This window comes from Paraburkholderia sp. BR14312 (assembly GCF_040948675.1).
Taxonomy (GTDB): Bacteria; Pseudomonadota; Gammaproteobacteria; order Burkholderiales; family Burkholderiaceae; genus Paraburkholderia; species Paraburkholderia nodosa_A.
Genome location: NZ_JBFPKI010000006.1, coordinates 188,562 through 203,402 on the forward strand (window position 1 = coordinate 188,562; position 14,841 = coordinate 203,402).

At 67.0% G+C, this 14,841-nt stretch carries 13 protein-coding genes; 6 read left to right on the forward strand and 7 right to left on the reverse strand.

Features of this window, described 5'->3' with window-relative positions:
* Window positions 1-3 precede the first annotated feature (3 nt).
* Window positions 4-747 (reverse strand): FadR/GntR family transcriptional regulator, encoded by a 744-nt coding sequence (locus AB3X98_RS18490; RefSeq protein ID WP_368602446.1) that lies wholly within the window; start codon window positions 745-747, stop codon window positions 4-6.
* Window positions 748-1,136: 389 nt separating this feature from the next.
* Between AB3X98_RS18490 and AB3X98_RS18495 the strand changes: the two genes are divergently transcribed.
* The 4 genes from AB3X98_RS18495 to AB3X98_RS18510 are packed head-to-tail and all read left to right on the forward strand — an operon-like array spanning window position 1,137 to window position 5,830.
* A complete protein-coding gene (locus AB3X98_RS18495) occupies window positions 1,137-2,264 on the forward strand; it encodes a sugar ABC transporter substrate-binding protein (RefSeq protein WP_069265916.1) in 1,128 nt (375 codons plus the stop codon).
* 37 nt (window positions 2,265-2,301) lie between these two features.
* Window positions 2,302-3,870 (forward strand): sugar ABC transporter ATP-binding protein, encoded by a 1,569-nt coding sequence (locus AB3X98_RS18500; RefSeq protein WP_368602447.1) that lies wholly within the window; start codon window positions 2,302-2,304, stop codon window positions 3,868-3,870.
* Window positions 3,867-4,847 carry an ABC transporter permease gene (locus tag AB3X98_RS18505; protein ID WP_069265918.1) on the forward strand — a complete coding sequence of 327 codons (981 nt, stop codon included), beginning with the start codon at window positions 3,867-3,869 and terminating at the stop codon, window positions 4,845-4,847. The genes AB3X98_RS18500 and AB3X98_RS18505 overlap by 4 nt, the downstream gene beginning before the upstream one ends.
* Window positions 4,844-5,830 carry an ABC transporter permease gene (locus AB3X98_RS18510; protein WP_321923830.1) on the forward strand — a complete coding sequence of 329 codons (987 nt, stop codon included), beginning with the start codon at window positions 4,844-4,846 and terminating at the stop codon, window positions 5,828-5,830. Before AB3X98_RS18505 ends, AB3X98_RS18510 begins: the two co-directional genes overlap by 4 nt.
* A gap of 54 nt (window positions 5,831-5,884) precedes the next feature.
* Here AB3X98_RS18510 and AB3X98_RS18515 read toward each other — a convergent pair whose 3' ends face one another.
* Window positions 5,885-6,688, reverse strand: a complete 804-nt coding sequence (locus AB3X98_RS18515) for an SDR family NAD(P)-dependent oxidoreductase (protein WP_368602448.1) — start codon at window positions 6,686-6,688, stop codon at window positions 5,885-5,887.
* 142 nt (window positions 6,689-6,830) lie between these two features.
* Between AB3X98_RS18515 and AB3X98_RS18520 the strand changes: the two genes are divergently transcribed.
* Window positions 6,831-7,784, forward strand: coding sequence for a GlxA family transcriptional regulator (locus AB3X98_RS18520; RefSeq protein ID WP_368602598.1), 954 nt, complete (start codon window positions 6,831-6,833; stop codon window positions 7,782-7,784).
* A gap of 14 nt (window positions 7,785-7,798) precedes the next feature.
* Here AB3X98_RS18520 and AB3X98_RS18525 read toward each other — a convergent pair whose 3' ends face one another.
* Entirely contained in the window at window positions 7,799-8,794 is a 996-nt protein-coding gene (locus AB3X98_RS18525; RefSeq protein WP_368602449.1) for a GlxA family transcriptional regulator, read from the reverse strand.
* 39 nt (window positions 8,795-8,833) lie between these two features.
* On the reverse strand, window positions 8,834-10,231 hold the full coding sequence (locus AB3X98_RS18530; RefSeq protein WP_368602450.1) for an MFS transporter: 1,398 nt from the start codon (window positions 10,229-10,231) through the stop codon (window positions 8,834-8,836).
* Between the two features lie 161 nt (window positions 10,232-10,392).
* On the opposite strand from AB3X98_RS18530, the gene AB3X98_RS18535 reads away from it, so the two are divergent.
* Window positions 10,393-10,680: a hypothetical protein gene (locus tag AB3X98_RS18535; protein ID WP_069265923.1), complete on the forward strand. Its 288-nt coding sequence runs from the start codon at window positions 10,393-10,395 to the stop codon at window positions 10,678-10,680.
* A gap of 20 nt (window positions 10,681-10,700) precedes the next feature.
* On the opposite strand, the gene AB3X98_RS18540 is transcribed toward AB3X98_RS18535, so the two are convergent.
* Genes AB3X98_RS18540 through AB3X98_RS18550 form a run of 3 tightly spaced genes read right to left on the reverse strand, consistent with a single transcriptional unit; the run spans window position 10,701 to window position 14,754 of the window.
* Complete coding sequence (locus AB3X98_RS18540; RefSeq protein ID WP_368602451.1) at window positions 10,701-12,995, reverse strand: molybdopterin cofactor-binding domain-containing protein; 2,295 nt, start codon at window positions 12,993-12,995, stop codon at window positions 10,701-10,703.
* Window positions 12,992-13,453 (reverse strand): (2Fe-2S)-binding protein, encoded by a 462-nt coding sequence (locus AB3X98_RS18545; RefSeq protein WP_368602452.1) that lies wholly within the window; start codon window positions 13,451-13,453, stop codon window positions 12,992-12,994. The genes AB3X98_RS18540 and AB3X98_RS18545 overlap by 4 nt, the downstream gene beginning before the upstream one ends.
* Window positions 13,450-14,754, reverse strand: a complete 1,305-nt coding sequence (locus tag AB3X98_RS18550; RefSeq protein ID WP_368602453.1) for a cytochrome c — start codon at window positions 14,752-14,754, stop codon at window positions 13,450-13,452. Before AB3X98_RS18550 ends, AB3X98_RS18545 begins: the two co-directional genes overlap by 4 nt.
* Window positions 14,755-14,841 lie beyond the last annotated feature (87 nt).

Below are 14,841 nucleotides of genomic sequence, written 5' to 3' on the forward strand. Positions count from 1 at the left end.
CGGCTAACGCCAGGCCTGCGTGAACTCGCCGATCACGCGTGCGAGATGCGCCTGCATCGCCGCACGCGCGGCCTCTGCGTCGCGCGCCATGATGGCCGAAAAAATGCGCTGATGATCTTCCTGCGACGCCGCGCGTAACGCGGGCGTATGGAAGTGCTCCTCGATCTTTTTCCACAACGGGTCGGCGCGCGAGTTGTCCCACATCGCGCTCACCACGTGCCGCAGCATGTCGTTGCCGGTCGCGCCCGCAATCGCCAGATGGAATTCGCGGTCGGCGGCCTCGTACGCGGCCTTGTCGTCCATGGTTTCGCGCATCGCGCGCAACGCGGCGAACAGGCGGTCGAGGTCCGAATCCTTGCGTTCGGTCGCGGCGAGCGCCGCGATCCCGCTCTCGATCACTTCGCGCGCGCGCAGCGTCTCGATCGGGCCCGGCCCGCGCGGCAGTTCGAACGCGATGGCGCGCGCCTCCTGCGCGTCGGCCACATAGATGCCCGACCCCACGCGCACCTCGACCACGCCCTGCACTTCGAGCGCAATGATCGCCTCTCTCACCTGTGTGCGGCTCACGCCGAAACGCTCGGCGAGCGTGCGCTCGGAAGGCAGACGGGCGCGAGGCGCGCCCGGCGCGCGCCCGACGTCGCCTGCCGCGATCAGGTCGTAGATCTGTTTCGCGAGGCCGACGTAGGAGCGGTCGGTTGCGTCCGCATCGGCGGCACGACCGGTTGGCGTGTGCGAAAGATCGGCCATCCAGGATTCTCGAAAGCGTCGAAGCCGCCGGGCGGCGATTGAAGTTCGCAGAATGGTACACCAGTTGCCGCGCCGTCAAGCTTAGGGATGGCGGGGGTTTCCGCCCGATTGCCGGCCAATCGGGCCTGCGCCGGGTCCAGTGGTAAACCACTATCGCGCGCGGATTGGTATGCCAGTACTGTCAGACGGGGAGGCGTTCACGCATGCCCGTCGTTTTGCTTCGAGGGGACGCCTTTGAAGAGGTCATTCCGCTGGTCCGGCGCGTCCGGTCCAGTCCCGCTGCAGCACATCCAGCAAGATTCCCTGCGTCACGCACACGGTGTCGGCCATTCCCGACGAACCCGGTGTGCCGGCAATCAGTAAGTTCTATCCGACAAAAAGGAGACAACATGCTTTCAGGAATCCAGGTGCTTCGAGCGGCGGCGACCGCGGCAATGGCGCTGTGCGCAGGCGCGGCTTTCGCGCAGGCATCGATCGTTTCCGGCCCGTCCAGCGACCCAACGTGCATGGTCCCCTGGAAGACCGACACCAAATTCATCAAGTATCCGAAGAAGAGCGGGCCGTATCGCGTTGCGCTCGTGAACGGCTACATCGCCAATACCTGGCGCATCCAGATGATCAAGACGGCCAAGGCCTATACGGCGGAACCGGCCGTCGCCGCCAAGCTCAAGGAGTTCAAGGTCGTCTCGACGGGCGAGGACGTGCCCGCGCAGATCTCGGCCGTCAACAACTTCATCGACGCCGGCTATGACGCGATCATCGTCGACGCGCAGAATCCCGCCTCGTTCGGACCCGCGATCCGCCGCGCGAAGAAAGCCGGCGTCGTGCTGGTCGCGTTCGACAATACGCTCGACAGCGAAGACGCGATCAACGTGGACGTCGACCAGTACGGGCTCGGCGTGCTGTGGGCCAAGTGGCTCGCGACTCATGTGCCCAACGGCGGCAAGGTGCTGGAAGTCCGCGGCGTGGCTGGCACCTCGGTCGACACCGATCGGCACAACGGCTTCACGAAGACGCTCGACGAGACCGGCAAGAAGTGGAACGTCGTGCAGGTCTACGGCAAGTGGGACGACGCGGTCGCGCAGAAGGCCACCGCCGACGCCATCGCCGTGCAGGGCCATTTCGACGGTATTTCGGCGCAGGGCGGCGACACGGGGGTGGTGCGCGCGATGATCGATGCGAAACATCCGTTCGTGCCGTTCGGCGGCGAGACGGAGAACGGCTTTCGCAAGTTCTGCGCGCAGTACGGCGCCCAGGGTCTGAAGTGCACGTCGGCGGGCACCGGTCCCGCGCAGGTGGCCGTGGCGATCAAGACGGCGCTCGCGGCGCTCGATGGGCAGACCATTCCCGTGGCGATCAAGCTGCCGCTGGACGTCACCGACGATTCGATGCTGAAGGCGGGCACTAACTATTTCCCGAACGAGTCGGACAACTTCTTCGTGGGCAACTCGTTTCCCACTTGCGGCATCAACTTCTCCGCCCAGGCAATCATGAAGCAGAGCCAGGGCAACCAGTGACCGCGTGATTGCCACGTGACGTGACGGGAGGCGAAGCATGCAGCAGGATGCAGGGCAGCCGTTCTTTCAGATGTCTGGCGTGTCGAAAAGCTATGGCGGCGCGGTGGCGCTGGATCATGCGGACCTCGCGGTGCGCCGGGGCCGCATTCACGCGATCCTCGGCGAGAACGGCGCGGGCAAGTCGACGCTGCTGAAGGTGATGTCCGGCGTGGTGCGGCCGGACGAGGGCGTGATGCACCTCGAAGGCCGTGAAGTCGCGTTCGACTCGCCCGCCGAGGCGAATGCGGCGGGCATCGTCTGCGTGTATCAGGAGCTGTCGCTGATCCCCGACCTGAGCGTGGCCGACAACATCTTCGCGTCGAACCCGCCGCGCCGCTTCGGCATGATCGACCGCCGGGCCCAGCGCCGCCAGGCCGAGGAAGCGCTGGCCCGCGCGGGCGCGGCCGACATCAACCCGCTCGCGAAAGTGCGCGACCTGCCGCTGTCGCGCCAGCAGATGGTCGAGCTGGCCAAGGGGCTCGCGCACGAACCGCGCATCCTGATTCTCGACGAGGCCACCTCGGCGCTGACCGCCGCCGACGTGGCGCGCGTGATCGAGGTGCTCAAGCGGCTGCGCGAAGAGGGGCTCGCGCTGCTCTTCATTTCGCACCGCATGCACGAGGTGAAGGCGCTCGCGGACGAATGCACGGTGTATCGCAATGGCCGTCACGTGATGAGTTTCGAGGCGGGCACGCGCTCGGATAATGAGGTCATCGAAATGATGATCGGGCGGAAGTACCAGCATGTCTTCCCCGACAAACCCGCGGAAAAGGCCGAGCGCCCGCCGGTGCTCGCCTGTCACGATCTCGCGTGGAGCGACACGCTGCAGGGCATCAGCTTTTCGCTGCAGCCCGGTGAAATTCTCGGGCTGGGAGGTCTCGACGGGCAAGGGCAGCGCGAACTGTTGCTCGCGCTGTTCGGCGTGCTGCGCGGCTGCGCGGGCAAGATCGAGATCGACGGCAAGGCCGTGTCGATCGGCAGCCCCGTTGCCGCGCGCGCAAAGGGAATCGGCATGGCGCTGATACCGGAGGACCGCAAGACCGAAGGCCTGATGCTGCCGATGTCGGTGCGCGAGAACCTCTCGTTTGCCGCGCTCGATCGCATGTCGACCGCAGGCGTCATCGATCGCACCCGCCAGCAGTCCTTCGTCGACCGGATGATGGAGCTTCTCGCGATCAAATCGCACGGCGTCGACGCGCCCGTGGGCTCTTTATCGGGCGGCAATCAGCAGAAAGTGGTCATCGCGAAGTGGCTGATGCGCAAGCCCAGAATCCTGCTCCTCAGCGACCCGACGCGCGGCATCGACGTGGGCACCAAGCAGGAGCTTTATCAGCTGCTCAGGCGCCTCGCCGACGAAGGCGCCGCGATCCTGTTCTATTCGACCGACTACGACGAGCTGATCGGCTGCTGCGACCGCGTGCTCGTGCTGTATGAAGGCAGGATCAAGAAGGAACTCGTCGGGCCGGCGATCACCGAACAGAACCTGATCGCGAGCGCACTGGACCTGCCGGTTGGACAAGTCGGACAGGTTGCGCAGGATTCGCCTTCCACGGGAGTCGCGCCATGAGCGGGCTGCGTTACTGGTATGCGGAAAATCGCGGAACGGTGTTCGCGTTCGGCCTGTTCGTGCTGATGTTCGCGATTTACCTCGTCAACTATCCGTCGAGCTTATCGGCGAACGTGTTTCAGACCGCGGCGAACAAGGCCGTGCTGCTCGCGCTGGTGTCGATGGGGCAGGCGCTCGTCGTGCTCACGGCCGGCATCGATCTCTCGATCGGCATGATGCTCGTGCTGACGAATTGCATCGCCTCGTGGATCGTCACGGGCGACGCGCTGCACAGCGCGCTCGGCATCGTCGGCGTGCTCGCGGCGGGCGCGCTGTGCGGCGCGCTCAACGGCGTGATCATCATTTTCGGCCGCCTGCAGCCGATCGTGACGACGATCGCGACCGGCGCCGTGTTTTACGGGCTGGCGCTGCTGCTGCGCCCCGTGCCCGGCGGCACGATCAACGAAGATCTCGCCGACGCCCTGACAGGCAAGGTCGCGGGCGCCGTGCCGGCGAGTCTGCTGATCCTGATCGCGACCGTGGTGATCGTCTGGATTCCTTTCAAACGCTCGGCGGTGGGCCGTGCGGCGTATGCGACGGGTTCCTCCGAACCCGCGGCCTTCCTCTCCGGCATGCCGATCCGTCGCGCCAAGTTCGCGAGCTATACGCTGGCGGGCCTGCTCGCCGCAATCGGCGGCCTGTTTCTGACCTTCTTTACCGACACCGGCGAAGCGAGCCTTGGCAGCGCGAACTCGTACACGCTCTTTTCGATTGCCGCCGTGGTGATCGGCGGCGTGTCGCTGCTCGGCGGAAAGGGCAGCGCGATCGGCGCGATCTTCGGCGCGTTCGCGTTCCGCTCCATCGGCGACCTGCTGTTCGTCTTCAACGTCGATGCGCTCTGGCAGCCGCTATTCCAGGGCGTGATTCTGCTGCTTGCCGTCGCGATCGGCGCGTGCGGGTTGTTCAGCGTGCGCAACCGTCTGGAGTGGTTCCAATGAGCGGCGTTTCTGCAAGCACCCGCACCACCTTCGTGTCGAGGCTCACGCGCAGGATCGACAAGCCGATCCTGATCTCGTTCGGGTGCATCGTTGCGCTGCTGCTCGTCGGCGGGATGTATTCGCGCAACTTCACGTCGCCGGAATACATCCTGCTGCAGCTGAAGGTCGGCGCGTTTCTCGGCATCATCGCGACCGGCTTGATGATGGTGATTCTGCTCGGCCACATCGACCTCTCGTTGCCGTGGACGATCACGGTGGGCGCAATGATGGCCTGTGCCGTCGCCGGACATGGCGAACTCGGGCAGATTCTCGCGATTCCGGTCGGCATTGGCTGCGGCGTGCTGATCGGCATCGTCAACGGCATTCTCGTCGCACTCCTGCGTATTCCTTCGATGATCGCGACGCTCGCGACCAACGCGGTCGCGCAGGGCATCATGATCGTCTATACGGGCGGATCGTCGCCGCAGGATTCGGCGCCGCAAGTCATGCGCTGGCTCGCCGCGGGCTGGCTGTTGCCCGGCGTGCCGAATGCCGTGGCGCTGTGGGTGGTGATCGGGGCCGCGACGATGTTCCTGCTCTCGCGCACGACCTTCGGCCGCACGCTGTACGCGATCGGCAACACCGAGCGCGCGGCGTATCTTTCCGGCATCGATACCCGGCTCGTGACCGTGGCCGCGTTCGCCGTGTGCAGCGCCTTCGCCGCGTTCGGCGGCGTGCTGCTCGCGGGCTATGCGTCGAAGGCCGCGCAGTCGATGGGCGACGCCTACCTGCTGCCCGCGATCGCGGCGGTGGTGCTGGGTGGCACCTCCATTCTGGGCGGCCGCGGGTCGTACCTCGGCACTGTCGCCGGCGCGATCCTCATCACGCTGCTGCAGTCCATTCTCTCGGTCGCGCAGATGCCGGAGGCGGGGCGGCAGATCATCTACGGCGTGGTGATCGCGGCCATGCTGCTGCTGTACGGGCGCAGCAAGCGCGAAGTCTAGGGCGCGGGGGCGAGCCCCCGCTTCATGCAAAATCCATCTGAACGAACCGGAACGTCACTGCGCGACGCGATAGCGCGGCGCGGGCGTGTTGCTGGACAGCTGCGTGGACATCGCGCGGCGAGCCGTTTCGAACGCGTTCCATTGCTCCACGTCGTGCAGCGACGGAATCGTCACGGTTTCACCGCGCTCGAAGCCGGTGAGGGCGGCGCGCACCATGTCCTGGGCGGACATGACGATCGCGCTGTCGAGATGTTCGAGCGGCAGGCCGCCCGTCTCCCAGAACTCCGTGGCCGTGGCGCCGGGCAGCACCGCCTGCACGCGGATGCCCTTGCTCGCCAGTTCGTGATGCAGCGACTGGCTGAACGCGAGCACGAAGGCCTTGGTGCCGCCATACACGCCGTTGAGGATCTCGGGCGCGATGCTCACGATGGAAGCGATGTTGATGATCGCCCCCTGGCCGCGCGCCACGAAACCCGGCACGGCCGCATAGGTGAGCCGCGTGAGCGCAGTGACGTTCAGCTCGATCATGCGCGTCATGTAATCGACGTCGCTGTCCACGAGCGGCGTGTGCGTGCCGATGCCCGCGTTGTTCACGAGCAGCGTGAGGCTTGCGTCGTCGCGCAGACGCGCTTCCACGGCGGCGAGATCGTCACGGTCGTTGAGATCGGCGGCGAGCACTTCCACGTCGCGCCGGGTTTCGCTCGTGATGCGCTCAGCGAGCGCGGCGAGCCGCTCGCGGTTGCGCGCGACGAGCACGAGGTCGTAGCCCTGGCGCGCGAGTTCCGCGGCGTACACGGCGCCGATGCCGGACGATGCGCCGGTGACGAGCGCGGTGCCGCGATGGGTTGGCTGGTTCATGATCAAGCTCCTTGGCGTAGCGGCGCGGGTGGTTAGGTAACGTGCAAGTGGCGCTGCTGTGAATACATTCTGGCCGCGATTGACCGTGGCGCAAATGACGTATAAGGTCGTGATTCAGGACACGCAGCGACAGGAACAGGACATGCACCGCATCGGCTACCTTTTGAGCGACGAATTCCAGGTGATGGCGCTCGCGACCCAAAGCGTTTTCGAATACGCGAACATGATGGCCGACTCGCCGTTCTACGCGATCGAGAACTATTCGGTGGAGGGTGGCGCGGTGCGTTCGTCGCTCGGCATGAGCGTGGAGACGCTGCGCACCCCTGCGCCCGCGCGCAGCCGCGTGGACACCTGGATCGTGGCGGGCGTGAACGACCCGCGTACCGTGGACGCGGAGCCCGCGGTGCTGGCGTTCCTGCGCCGCGCGAGCGGCCGCGCGCGGCGGGTGGCGGGTATCTGCACGGGCGGTTTCGTGCTGGCCGAGGCGGGCCTGCTCGACGGTCGCCGCGCCACCACGCACTGGTACTACGCGCGCGATCTGCAGCAGCGCTTTCCCGAAGTGCGCGTGGAAGACGACCGCATCTATATCGTCGACGGGCCGGTCTGGACTTCGGCGGGCATGACGGCGGGGCTCGATCTCGCGCTTGCCATGGTCGAACGCGACCTCGGCGCTGAGACGGCGCGCTCGGTGGCGCACAAGCTAGTCATGCATCAGCGGCGCTCGGGCGGCCAGTCGCAGCATTCCGAAATGCTCGCGCTCGCGCCGAAATCGGACCGCATTCAGAACGCGCTCGACTACGCGCGCCGCAACCTGAGCAGCGCGCTCACGGTGGAGCAGCTTGCAGAGGCCGTGCACCTGAGCCCGCGCCAGTTCAGCCGCGTGTTCACAGCGGAAACGGGGCAGTCGCCGGCGCGCGCCGTGGAAGGCCTGCGTCTCGAGGCGGCGCGGCTCATGATCGAACAGAGCACGCATCCGCTCGATGTCATCGCACGCGAGACCGGCTTTCGCGACCGGCGGCACATGCGCGAAGCGTTCGTGCGTGGGTTCGGCGTGCCGCCGCAGGCGGTGCGGCGCGAGGTGCGGGCGGGGGCGTAGGCGCAACGAGGCTGCTAGGTATCGGCCTTTGCGGTGCGTTTGGCTTTTGCTGTGACAGCGCCGAAGTGCGCGCGATATTGCTGCGGCGTGGTGCCCAGCTTGCGCTTGAACGCCACGCGCAATTGGTCGGCGTCGCGCATGCCGCATCGAAAGGCCACCGTCTTCAACGGCGCCGTGCTGTTTTCCAGCATCACGCGCGCGGCGTCGATGCGTGCGCTCTCGACAAATTCGGCGGGCGTCACATTGGTGTCGCGCACAAAAATTCTCGCGAAGTTTCGCTTGCTCATCTGCGCGACGCCGGCGAGCACCTCAACGCCAAGATCTTCATTCAGATGCCCGAGCACGTACTGCTGCACCTGGGCGATGGGCGACGTCGCCTCCGCGTAGGGCGTGAGATACGGGCTGAATTGCGACTGGCCGCCCGCGCGCTGCACGAACACCACGAGCCGTCGCGCCACCTGCAGCGCGATTTCCGGGCCATGATCCTGAGCGAGCAGGTACAGCGAGAGATCGATGCCCGCCGTCACGCCCGCCGAGGTATAGAGATTGCCGTCCTGTATGAAGATGCGGTCGAATTCGACGTTCGCGGTCGGGCACATCGCGGCGAGCGCGGCTGCGTCGTTCCAGTGCGTCGTCACGGTGCGGCCGTCGAGCAAGCCCGCGCGCCCCAGCGTCAGCGCGCCGTTGCAGATGGAGCCGAAGCGCCGGGCGCGCCTGCTGGCTTCGCGCAGCCACGCGTGCGCCGCATCGGCAAGCGGCTGCTCAACGAGCGATGGGCCGCCCGCAACGAGCAGCAAATCGTAATGGCCGCATGCTTCGTCGAAGTACCGGTCCGCGCCGATCCGCACACCGCTGGAACAGCGTACGGTGTCGCGTTCCGTTGCGATCAGCTCGAGCTGGTATTGCGCCTCGGGCGGCAGCAGGCGATTGGCTTCCGAGAAGACGTCGGTGGGCCCGAACACATCGAGGGCCTGGACGCCTGGAAAGACGAGTAGCGCAACGGTCAGCATCGTGTTGAACGAAGAAGGGAATCAGGGATCGGAGGTTCGCTAGCGTCGCGCGAGAATATGCGCGCCCGCGCTGCGCGGCAGCAGCACGCTGTCGACCACGCCCAGCGCCGCGAGCGCCGTGATGAACCAGAACGCGAGATGGAAGTCGGGTGCGCCCGCCGTGCCCGCATGGGTGCCGCGCAGCGCCTCGGCAACCGAAAGCGCCAGCGCACCCACGGCGATCCCCATGCCGGCGTTCATCTGCTGCAGCACGGAGAAGAGCGTCGTCGCGTCGCGCATCTGCGCCTGGGGCACGTCGGCGAAACCAATGGTGTTCAGCGCGGTGAACTGCATCGAGCGCACGAGGCCGCTGAAGAACAGCAACGCGGCCACGACGACACGCGGCGTATCGGCCCCGAGCAGCGTGAAGCCCGCAAAGCCGAGCGCGACCAGCGTGCCGTTGCCGATCAAGACGGTGCGAAAGCCGAAGCGGTTCATGACCCACGTGGTGCCCGGCTTCATGCATAGATTGCCGGCGAACAGCCACAGCAGCAGTGCGCCCGATGCCACGGCGCTCCACCCGAACGCCACCTGGAACATGAGCGGCAGCAGAAACGGCGCGGTGCCGATGGCCGTGCGAAACAGCGAGCCGCCGAATACGGTCACGCGAAAGGTATTGATCTTCACGGGCGCGAGATCGAACAGCGGATGCGGCACGCGCCGCACATGCACGACGGCCGCCGCCAACAGTGCAATGCCCGCCACGCAGGTGCCGATCGACACGGGCGCGGTGACGTCGGAGCGGCTCGCCATCTCGATGCCGCTCATGACGAACGCGAAGCCGAGGCCGCTCAACACGAAGCCGAACGTATCGAAGCGCCGCGGTTGCGTATGCTCGTCGCGCAGGAGCAGCAGAGCGGCCACGAGCGCGGCCACGCCGAGCGGCAGGTTGAGCAGGAAGATCCAGTGCCAGCTCCAGTGCGTGCTGATCCAGCCGCCGAGCGGCGGTCCGAGAATCGGCGCGACCAGCGCGGGCCAGGTGAGGATCGCAATGGCGCGCACGATCTCGTGCTTCGGCGTGTCGCGCAGCACGACGAGCCGGCCCACCGGCACCATCATCGCGCCGCCCAGCCCCTGCAGCACGCGCGCGGCGGTGAAGGCGAACAGGCCCGAACTCAGCGCGCACAGCAGCGAGGCCAGGCTGAACACGGTGATGGCCGTGGCGAACACGCGCCGCGCGCCGAAGCGCTCGGCGAACCAGCCGCTCACGGGGATGAACATCGTCAGCGCGACGAGGTACGCGGAGACGCCGATCGAGAGATACGCGGGCGCCGTGTGAAAGTCGCGCGCGATGATGGGCAGCGAGGTGGTGATGACGGTGGCGTCGAGGTTCTCCATGAAGAACGTTGCGGCCACAAGGAATGCGACGGCGGTGCGGCGATCGAGGGCGTGCGGCATCAGGCGTGTTCCAGGATTTTCCGGGCGTGATTCTTCGTCGGCCGCCGGATTCGGCGCTCAGTGTCCCTCATTCTACTGAAGTTGGCCCCGCTGCCACTGGCACGGTCCCTGCATGATCTGGCGGGACCATGCGATATCCATCGCGAAGGGAGGTCGATACGATGAGCAACCAGTCCGACGAGTCCGAACATCCCGAACAGCCCGACGATGCACCGGAACCGCGCGGCACGGATCTGCCCAAGCCAATTGGGGACGCTGTGCCTGCACCCACCGAGCCGGGTCTCGATCAGCCGCTGCCACCCAAGACTTTGCCAACGGAGGAGGCGGGCAAGGACCCAGGCGAGAAAGATCGGGCGCCGCACAACGACATTTCCAGGCCGCTGGGCGATGCGGTGCCCACGCCGGTCGAGCCCGGCCTCGATCAGCCTCTGCCGCCTAAACAGCACTAGCGAAACACGCGGCGGCTTCGCTACGCCTTGAGCGCGTTCCGCGACTTCTCGCCGAGCAGCGGCAAGTCGCGGATTCTCACACCGGTCGCGTCGGCAATCGCGTTGGCGAGCGCCGCCGCGGCCGGTCCTTGCGCCGCTTCGCCCACGCCGAGGAACGGCAGGCCGGGGCGGTCGATCAGCACAACCTCCACGCGCCTGGGCACCGACGCGAAGCGCATGATCGGGTAAGTGCTCCAGTCGAAGCTCGTAATACCTTCGCGGTCGAAATGCGTTTCCTCGAAGAGCGTCCAGCTCGCGGACTGCAAAATGCCGCCTTCGACCTGGTTGCGCACGCCATCCGGATTGACGATCTGACCGCAGTCGATGGCGGCGACCACGCGCTCGATACGCACCTCGCCGGTATCGCGCATGACGGTCACGTCCATGGCAATGGCGAGGTAGGCCATCAGGTTCTTGTATTGGGCGAATGCAAAGCCGGAGCCGGACGCGCGCACGTCCGGGTGCGTCGCACGCGCGGCATGTGCACGCCAGCCGAATCGATCGGCCACGGCATGAATGACGGCTTGCGCGCGCGGATCGTCGAGATGCTTGAGCCGGAACGCGACAGGGTCTGCTTGCGCGGCACTCGCAAGCTCGTCGATCAAGCTCTCGATGGCGAACACGTTCATATGCGCGCCGAGCGAGCGCATGGCCGAGACGCGTATCGGCATATCGGGCAGGAAGTGATGCTGCACGTGCAGCATCGGCACGCGGTAGAGCGGAATGCTGTTGCGGTCGCCGCCGCCTTCCGGCATGGGAATCGGCTTGGGCGGCGCGGGCGTGAAGGGTTGCGCGAGCAGCTGCGCCGGCAAGAGCCGGCCCGCGTTCTCGATGCGATTGTTATGGGTATTGCTCCATAGTTCGTATTGCCAGGCGACGATCGATCCGCCGGCGTCGAGCGACGCGCTCGCCTCCACGGTCATCGCGGGGCCGAACGGCTCCCACAGGTGTTCCTGCTCGCGCATGAGCTGCACGCGCACCGGCCGGCCGGGCAGCTCGCGGGCGATGAGAGCGGCGTCACCGGAGGCGTCGTCCGCGCCGTTGTGTCCGTAGCAGCCCGAACCTTCCACGTGCACGCAGCGTACTTTCTCGCGCGGCATGCCGAGCATCTCGGCTATGCCGGCGCGCAGCGGATAGACGCCTTGCGTGTGCGTCCAGACCGTCATGACGCCGTTGTCGAGTTGCGCGAGCGCGCACGAAGGCCCGATCGATCCGTGCGTCAAATAGGGCTTCGAATAGCGGGCTTTCAACGTCACCGCCGACTGGCGTGCGGGCGCGCCCTGATCCGCCACGACGATTTCCTGTGCGGGCAGGTTCATTAGAAACGCGTGAATTCCGCCGGGGTCGGGCAGCGGAGGGCCCGGCTGCCACTGCGCCGTGAGCGCGAGTTCGCGCATGGCGACGATGGCGCGCCATTCGTCGTCGGCGACCACGGCGAGGTAGTCGCCGTCGCGCACGACCTTGACGACGCCGGGCAGCGCCGCCACGCGCGCGCTATCGACAGCAACGAGCCGCGCGCCATAGGTGGGCGGCCTCACGACGCGCGCGTGCAGCATGCCGGCGAGCCGTAGGTCCTGAACATAGCTCGGGCCGCCCGTGACCTTGCCCGGAATATCAACGCGCGGCAGCGTGTGCCCGATCACGGCGTAGTGCGCGGGCGGCTTTGTCGCGGCGTTGGGCTGCGCGTCCTGGTGCAGGTTCGCGTGCTGCACCGCTTCGCCGTAGGTCACGCGCCTTCCGTCGGCAGCGAGGATCGCGCCGTCGCGCGTGGTGAGCGCGGTGGCATCGACGCCCAACTGCGCCGCTGCGCTTTCGACGAGCAGCGTGCGCACTTGGGCCGCCGCGTTGAGGATGGCCGTGCCGCTGTCCGCCATCGTGTGGCTGCCCGCCGTGTAGCCCTCATTCGGCGTGGCGGCCGTATCGGCGGTGATCATTTCGATCGCGTGAGGCGCGAGGTCGAGTTCTTCGGCGGCGAGTTGCAGGAGCGCCGTGCGAACGCCGGTGCCCAGCTCCACCTTGCCCGTGAACACGCTCACGTGACCGTCCGGTGCGACCTTGATCCACGCGTCGAGCGATGGCGTGGTCTTGAGGCTGCCGGGCAGCTTCGGGGCGCTCGCGTGGAAAGTGCCCGCTTCGGTGGTGGTTTGGGCGAGGGCGGCCATGCCCGGCACGATGGCGAAGCTCACCATGAGCGAGCCGCCCACGAGGAAGCGACGGCGCGTGGCGTCGTCGGGGCCGCCAGGGTCGAGCGAAGAGGATGGGCGAGTGCGGCTCATGACTGCGTGCCCGCCGCTACTTGCCGGATTGCCGCGAGGATGCGCATATGCGTGCCGCAGCGGCACAGATTCGGCTGCATATAACGGCGAATCTCGTCGTCCGTGGCGTGCGGCGTGCGCTCCAGAAGCGTTTGCGCGCGCATGATCATGCCCGCGATGCAGTAGCCGCACTGTGCGGCCTGCTGATCGATAAAGGCCTGTTGCAGCGGCCCAGGATGATCCGCGCTGCCGAGCCCTTCGACGGTGCGCACGGGCCGCTCGCCCACCGCCACGACCGGCAGCAGGCACGAGAACACCGGCTCGCCGCCCACGCTCACCGTGCACGCGCCGCATTGCCCGAGCCCGCAGCCGAACTTTGCGCCATTGAGCCGCAACTGGTTGCGCAGCACATAGAGCAGCGGCGTGGACGGATCGGCATCGACGGTATGGCTGACGCCGTTGACGTTGAGCGTAATCATCGTGATGGGCTTTCCTTGCGAAGACGCGCCACGGCCTGGGCGTCGAGCGCGGACCAGGGGCCAAGCGCGGTGAAGCGCACGCGCGTGTAGTTGGCAAGCTCCGCGATCTGCGTGTCCGTGAAGGTGCCGGCAAATGGCGGCATGAAAGACCCGGCTTCGCTCTCGTGCCAGGCAATACCGTCGAGCATGATGCGCACCATGTTGCGCGGGCTATCGGCGTTGACGGCGCTGGAGAGCGACAGCGACGGACGATGGCCGTCGATCGACATCGCCGCGCCTTCGCCGTGGCACGACGCGCAGGCCGCGGCAAACAGGGTAGCGCCGTTGGCGGGCGCAGTCGAGACATGGACGCTGGCGGCGGCTGGCGGCGCGGCGGCATTCGGATTGGACTGCAGTGTCATCAGATACGCGGCGATCGCCTCGACGTCTTCGGCAGACGCGTCGCCGAGCGAGCGCGTCACCGTACGCATCGGGCCCGCCGCCGCGCCGTGCTCGCTGGCGTAGCCCGTACGCAGATAGTTCGTCAGTTGTGCTTGCGTCCAGGGTCTTGGGCGTGCCGTGAGGTCGGTCAGCGCGGGCGCGTCCCAGCCCTCGAGGGTGCCGCCCTGCAACGCATGGTCGCGGCGCTCGGCGCCGAGACGGTTGAGCGGCGTGTGGCACGCGCCGCAATGACCGAGGCTCTCGACGAGATAGCGGCCGCGCGCGACCTCGGGCGCTTGTGTGTCTGTCGAGGTGGCAGACGGAGCAGAAGACGTAGGCGGCAGATAGAGCTTATTCCACACTGCCATGAGCGGCCGGAACCCCAACGGAAAAATCAGCGCATTGTGCGGCGCCGGCGCGTTGACGCTCGCGCGGCTCATGAGCCACGCATAGAGCGCGGCGATATCGGTGTCGCTCATCTGCGCGAAGTGCGGGTACGGGAACGCGGGATAGAGCAGATGCCCGTCGCGCGAAACGCCGCGCCGCATCGCGCGCGTGAAGGCGTCGAGCGACCAGTCGCCGATGCCGGTGTCCTTGTCCGGGGTGATGTTGGTCGAGTAGATCACGCCGAAGGGCGTTTGCAACGGCAGACCGCCCGCGAGCGGCTGACCTTGAGTCGCGGTATGGCACGTCATGCAGTTGCCGACGGCCGCGAGCTTCGCGCCGCGCGCGATGGCCGCGGCGTCGCCCGCAGGCGGCGAGGGCGCGGCCACCGGTGCGAGCCCTGGTTCCCAGGCGTGCGCAACGTGGCCGCCGTAGGCGGCAGCGAGAGCAAGAAGGACGACGGCCATGCCCGCCATCCGTACCCGCGTGCCTTTCATCGAGCCTCCAGAGCCGAGAGGGCCATCGCTCAACATGGCGATCGGCATGCGCCGTGCGATCGGGAGCAAATGACGTGCCCGGTTCGC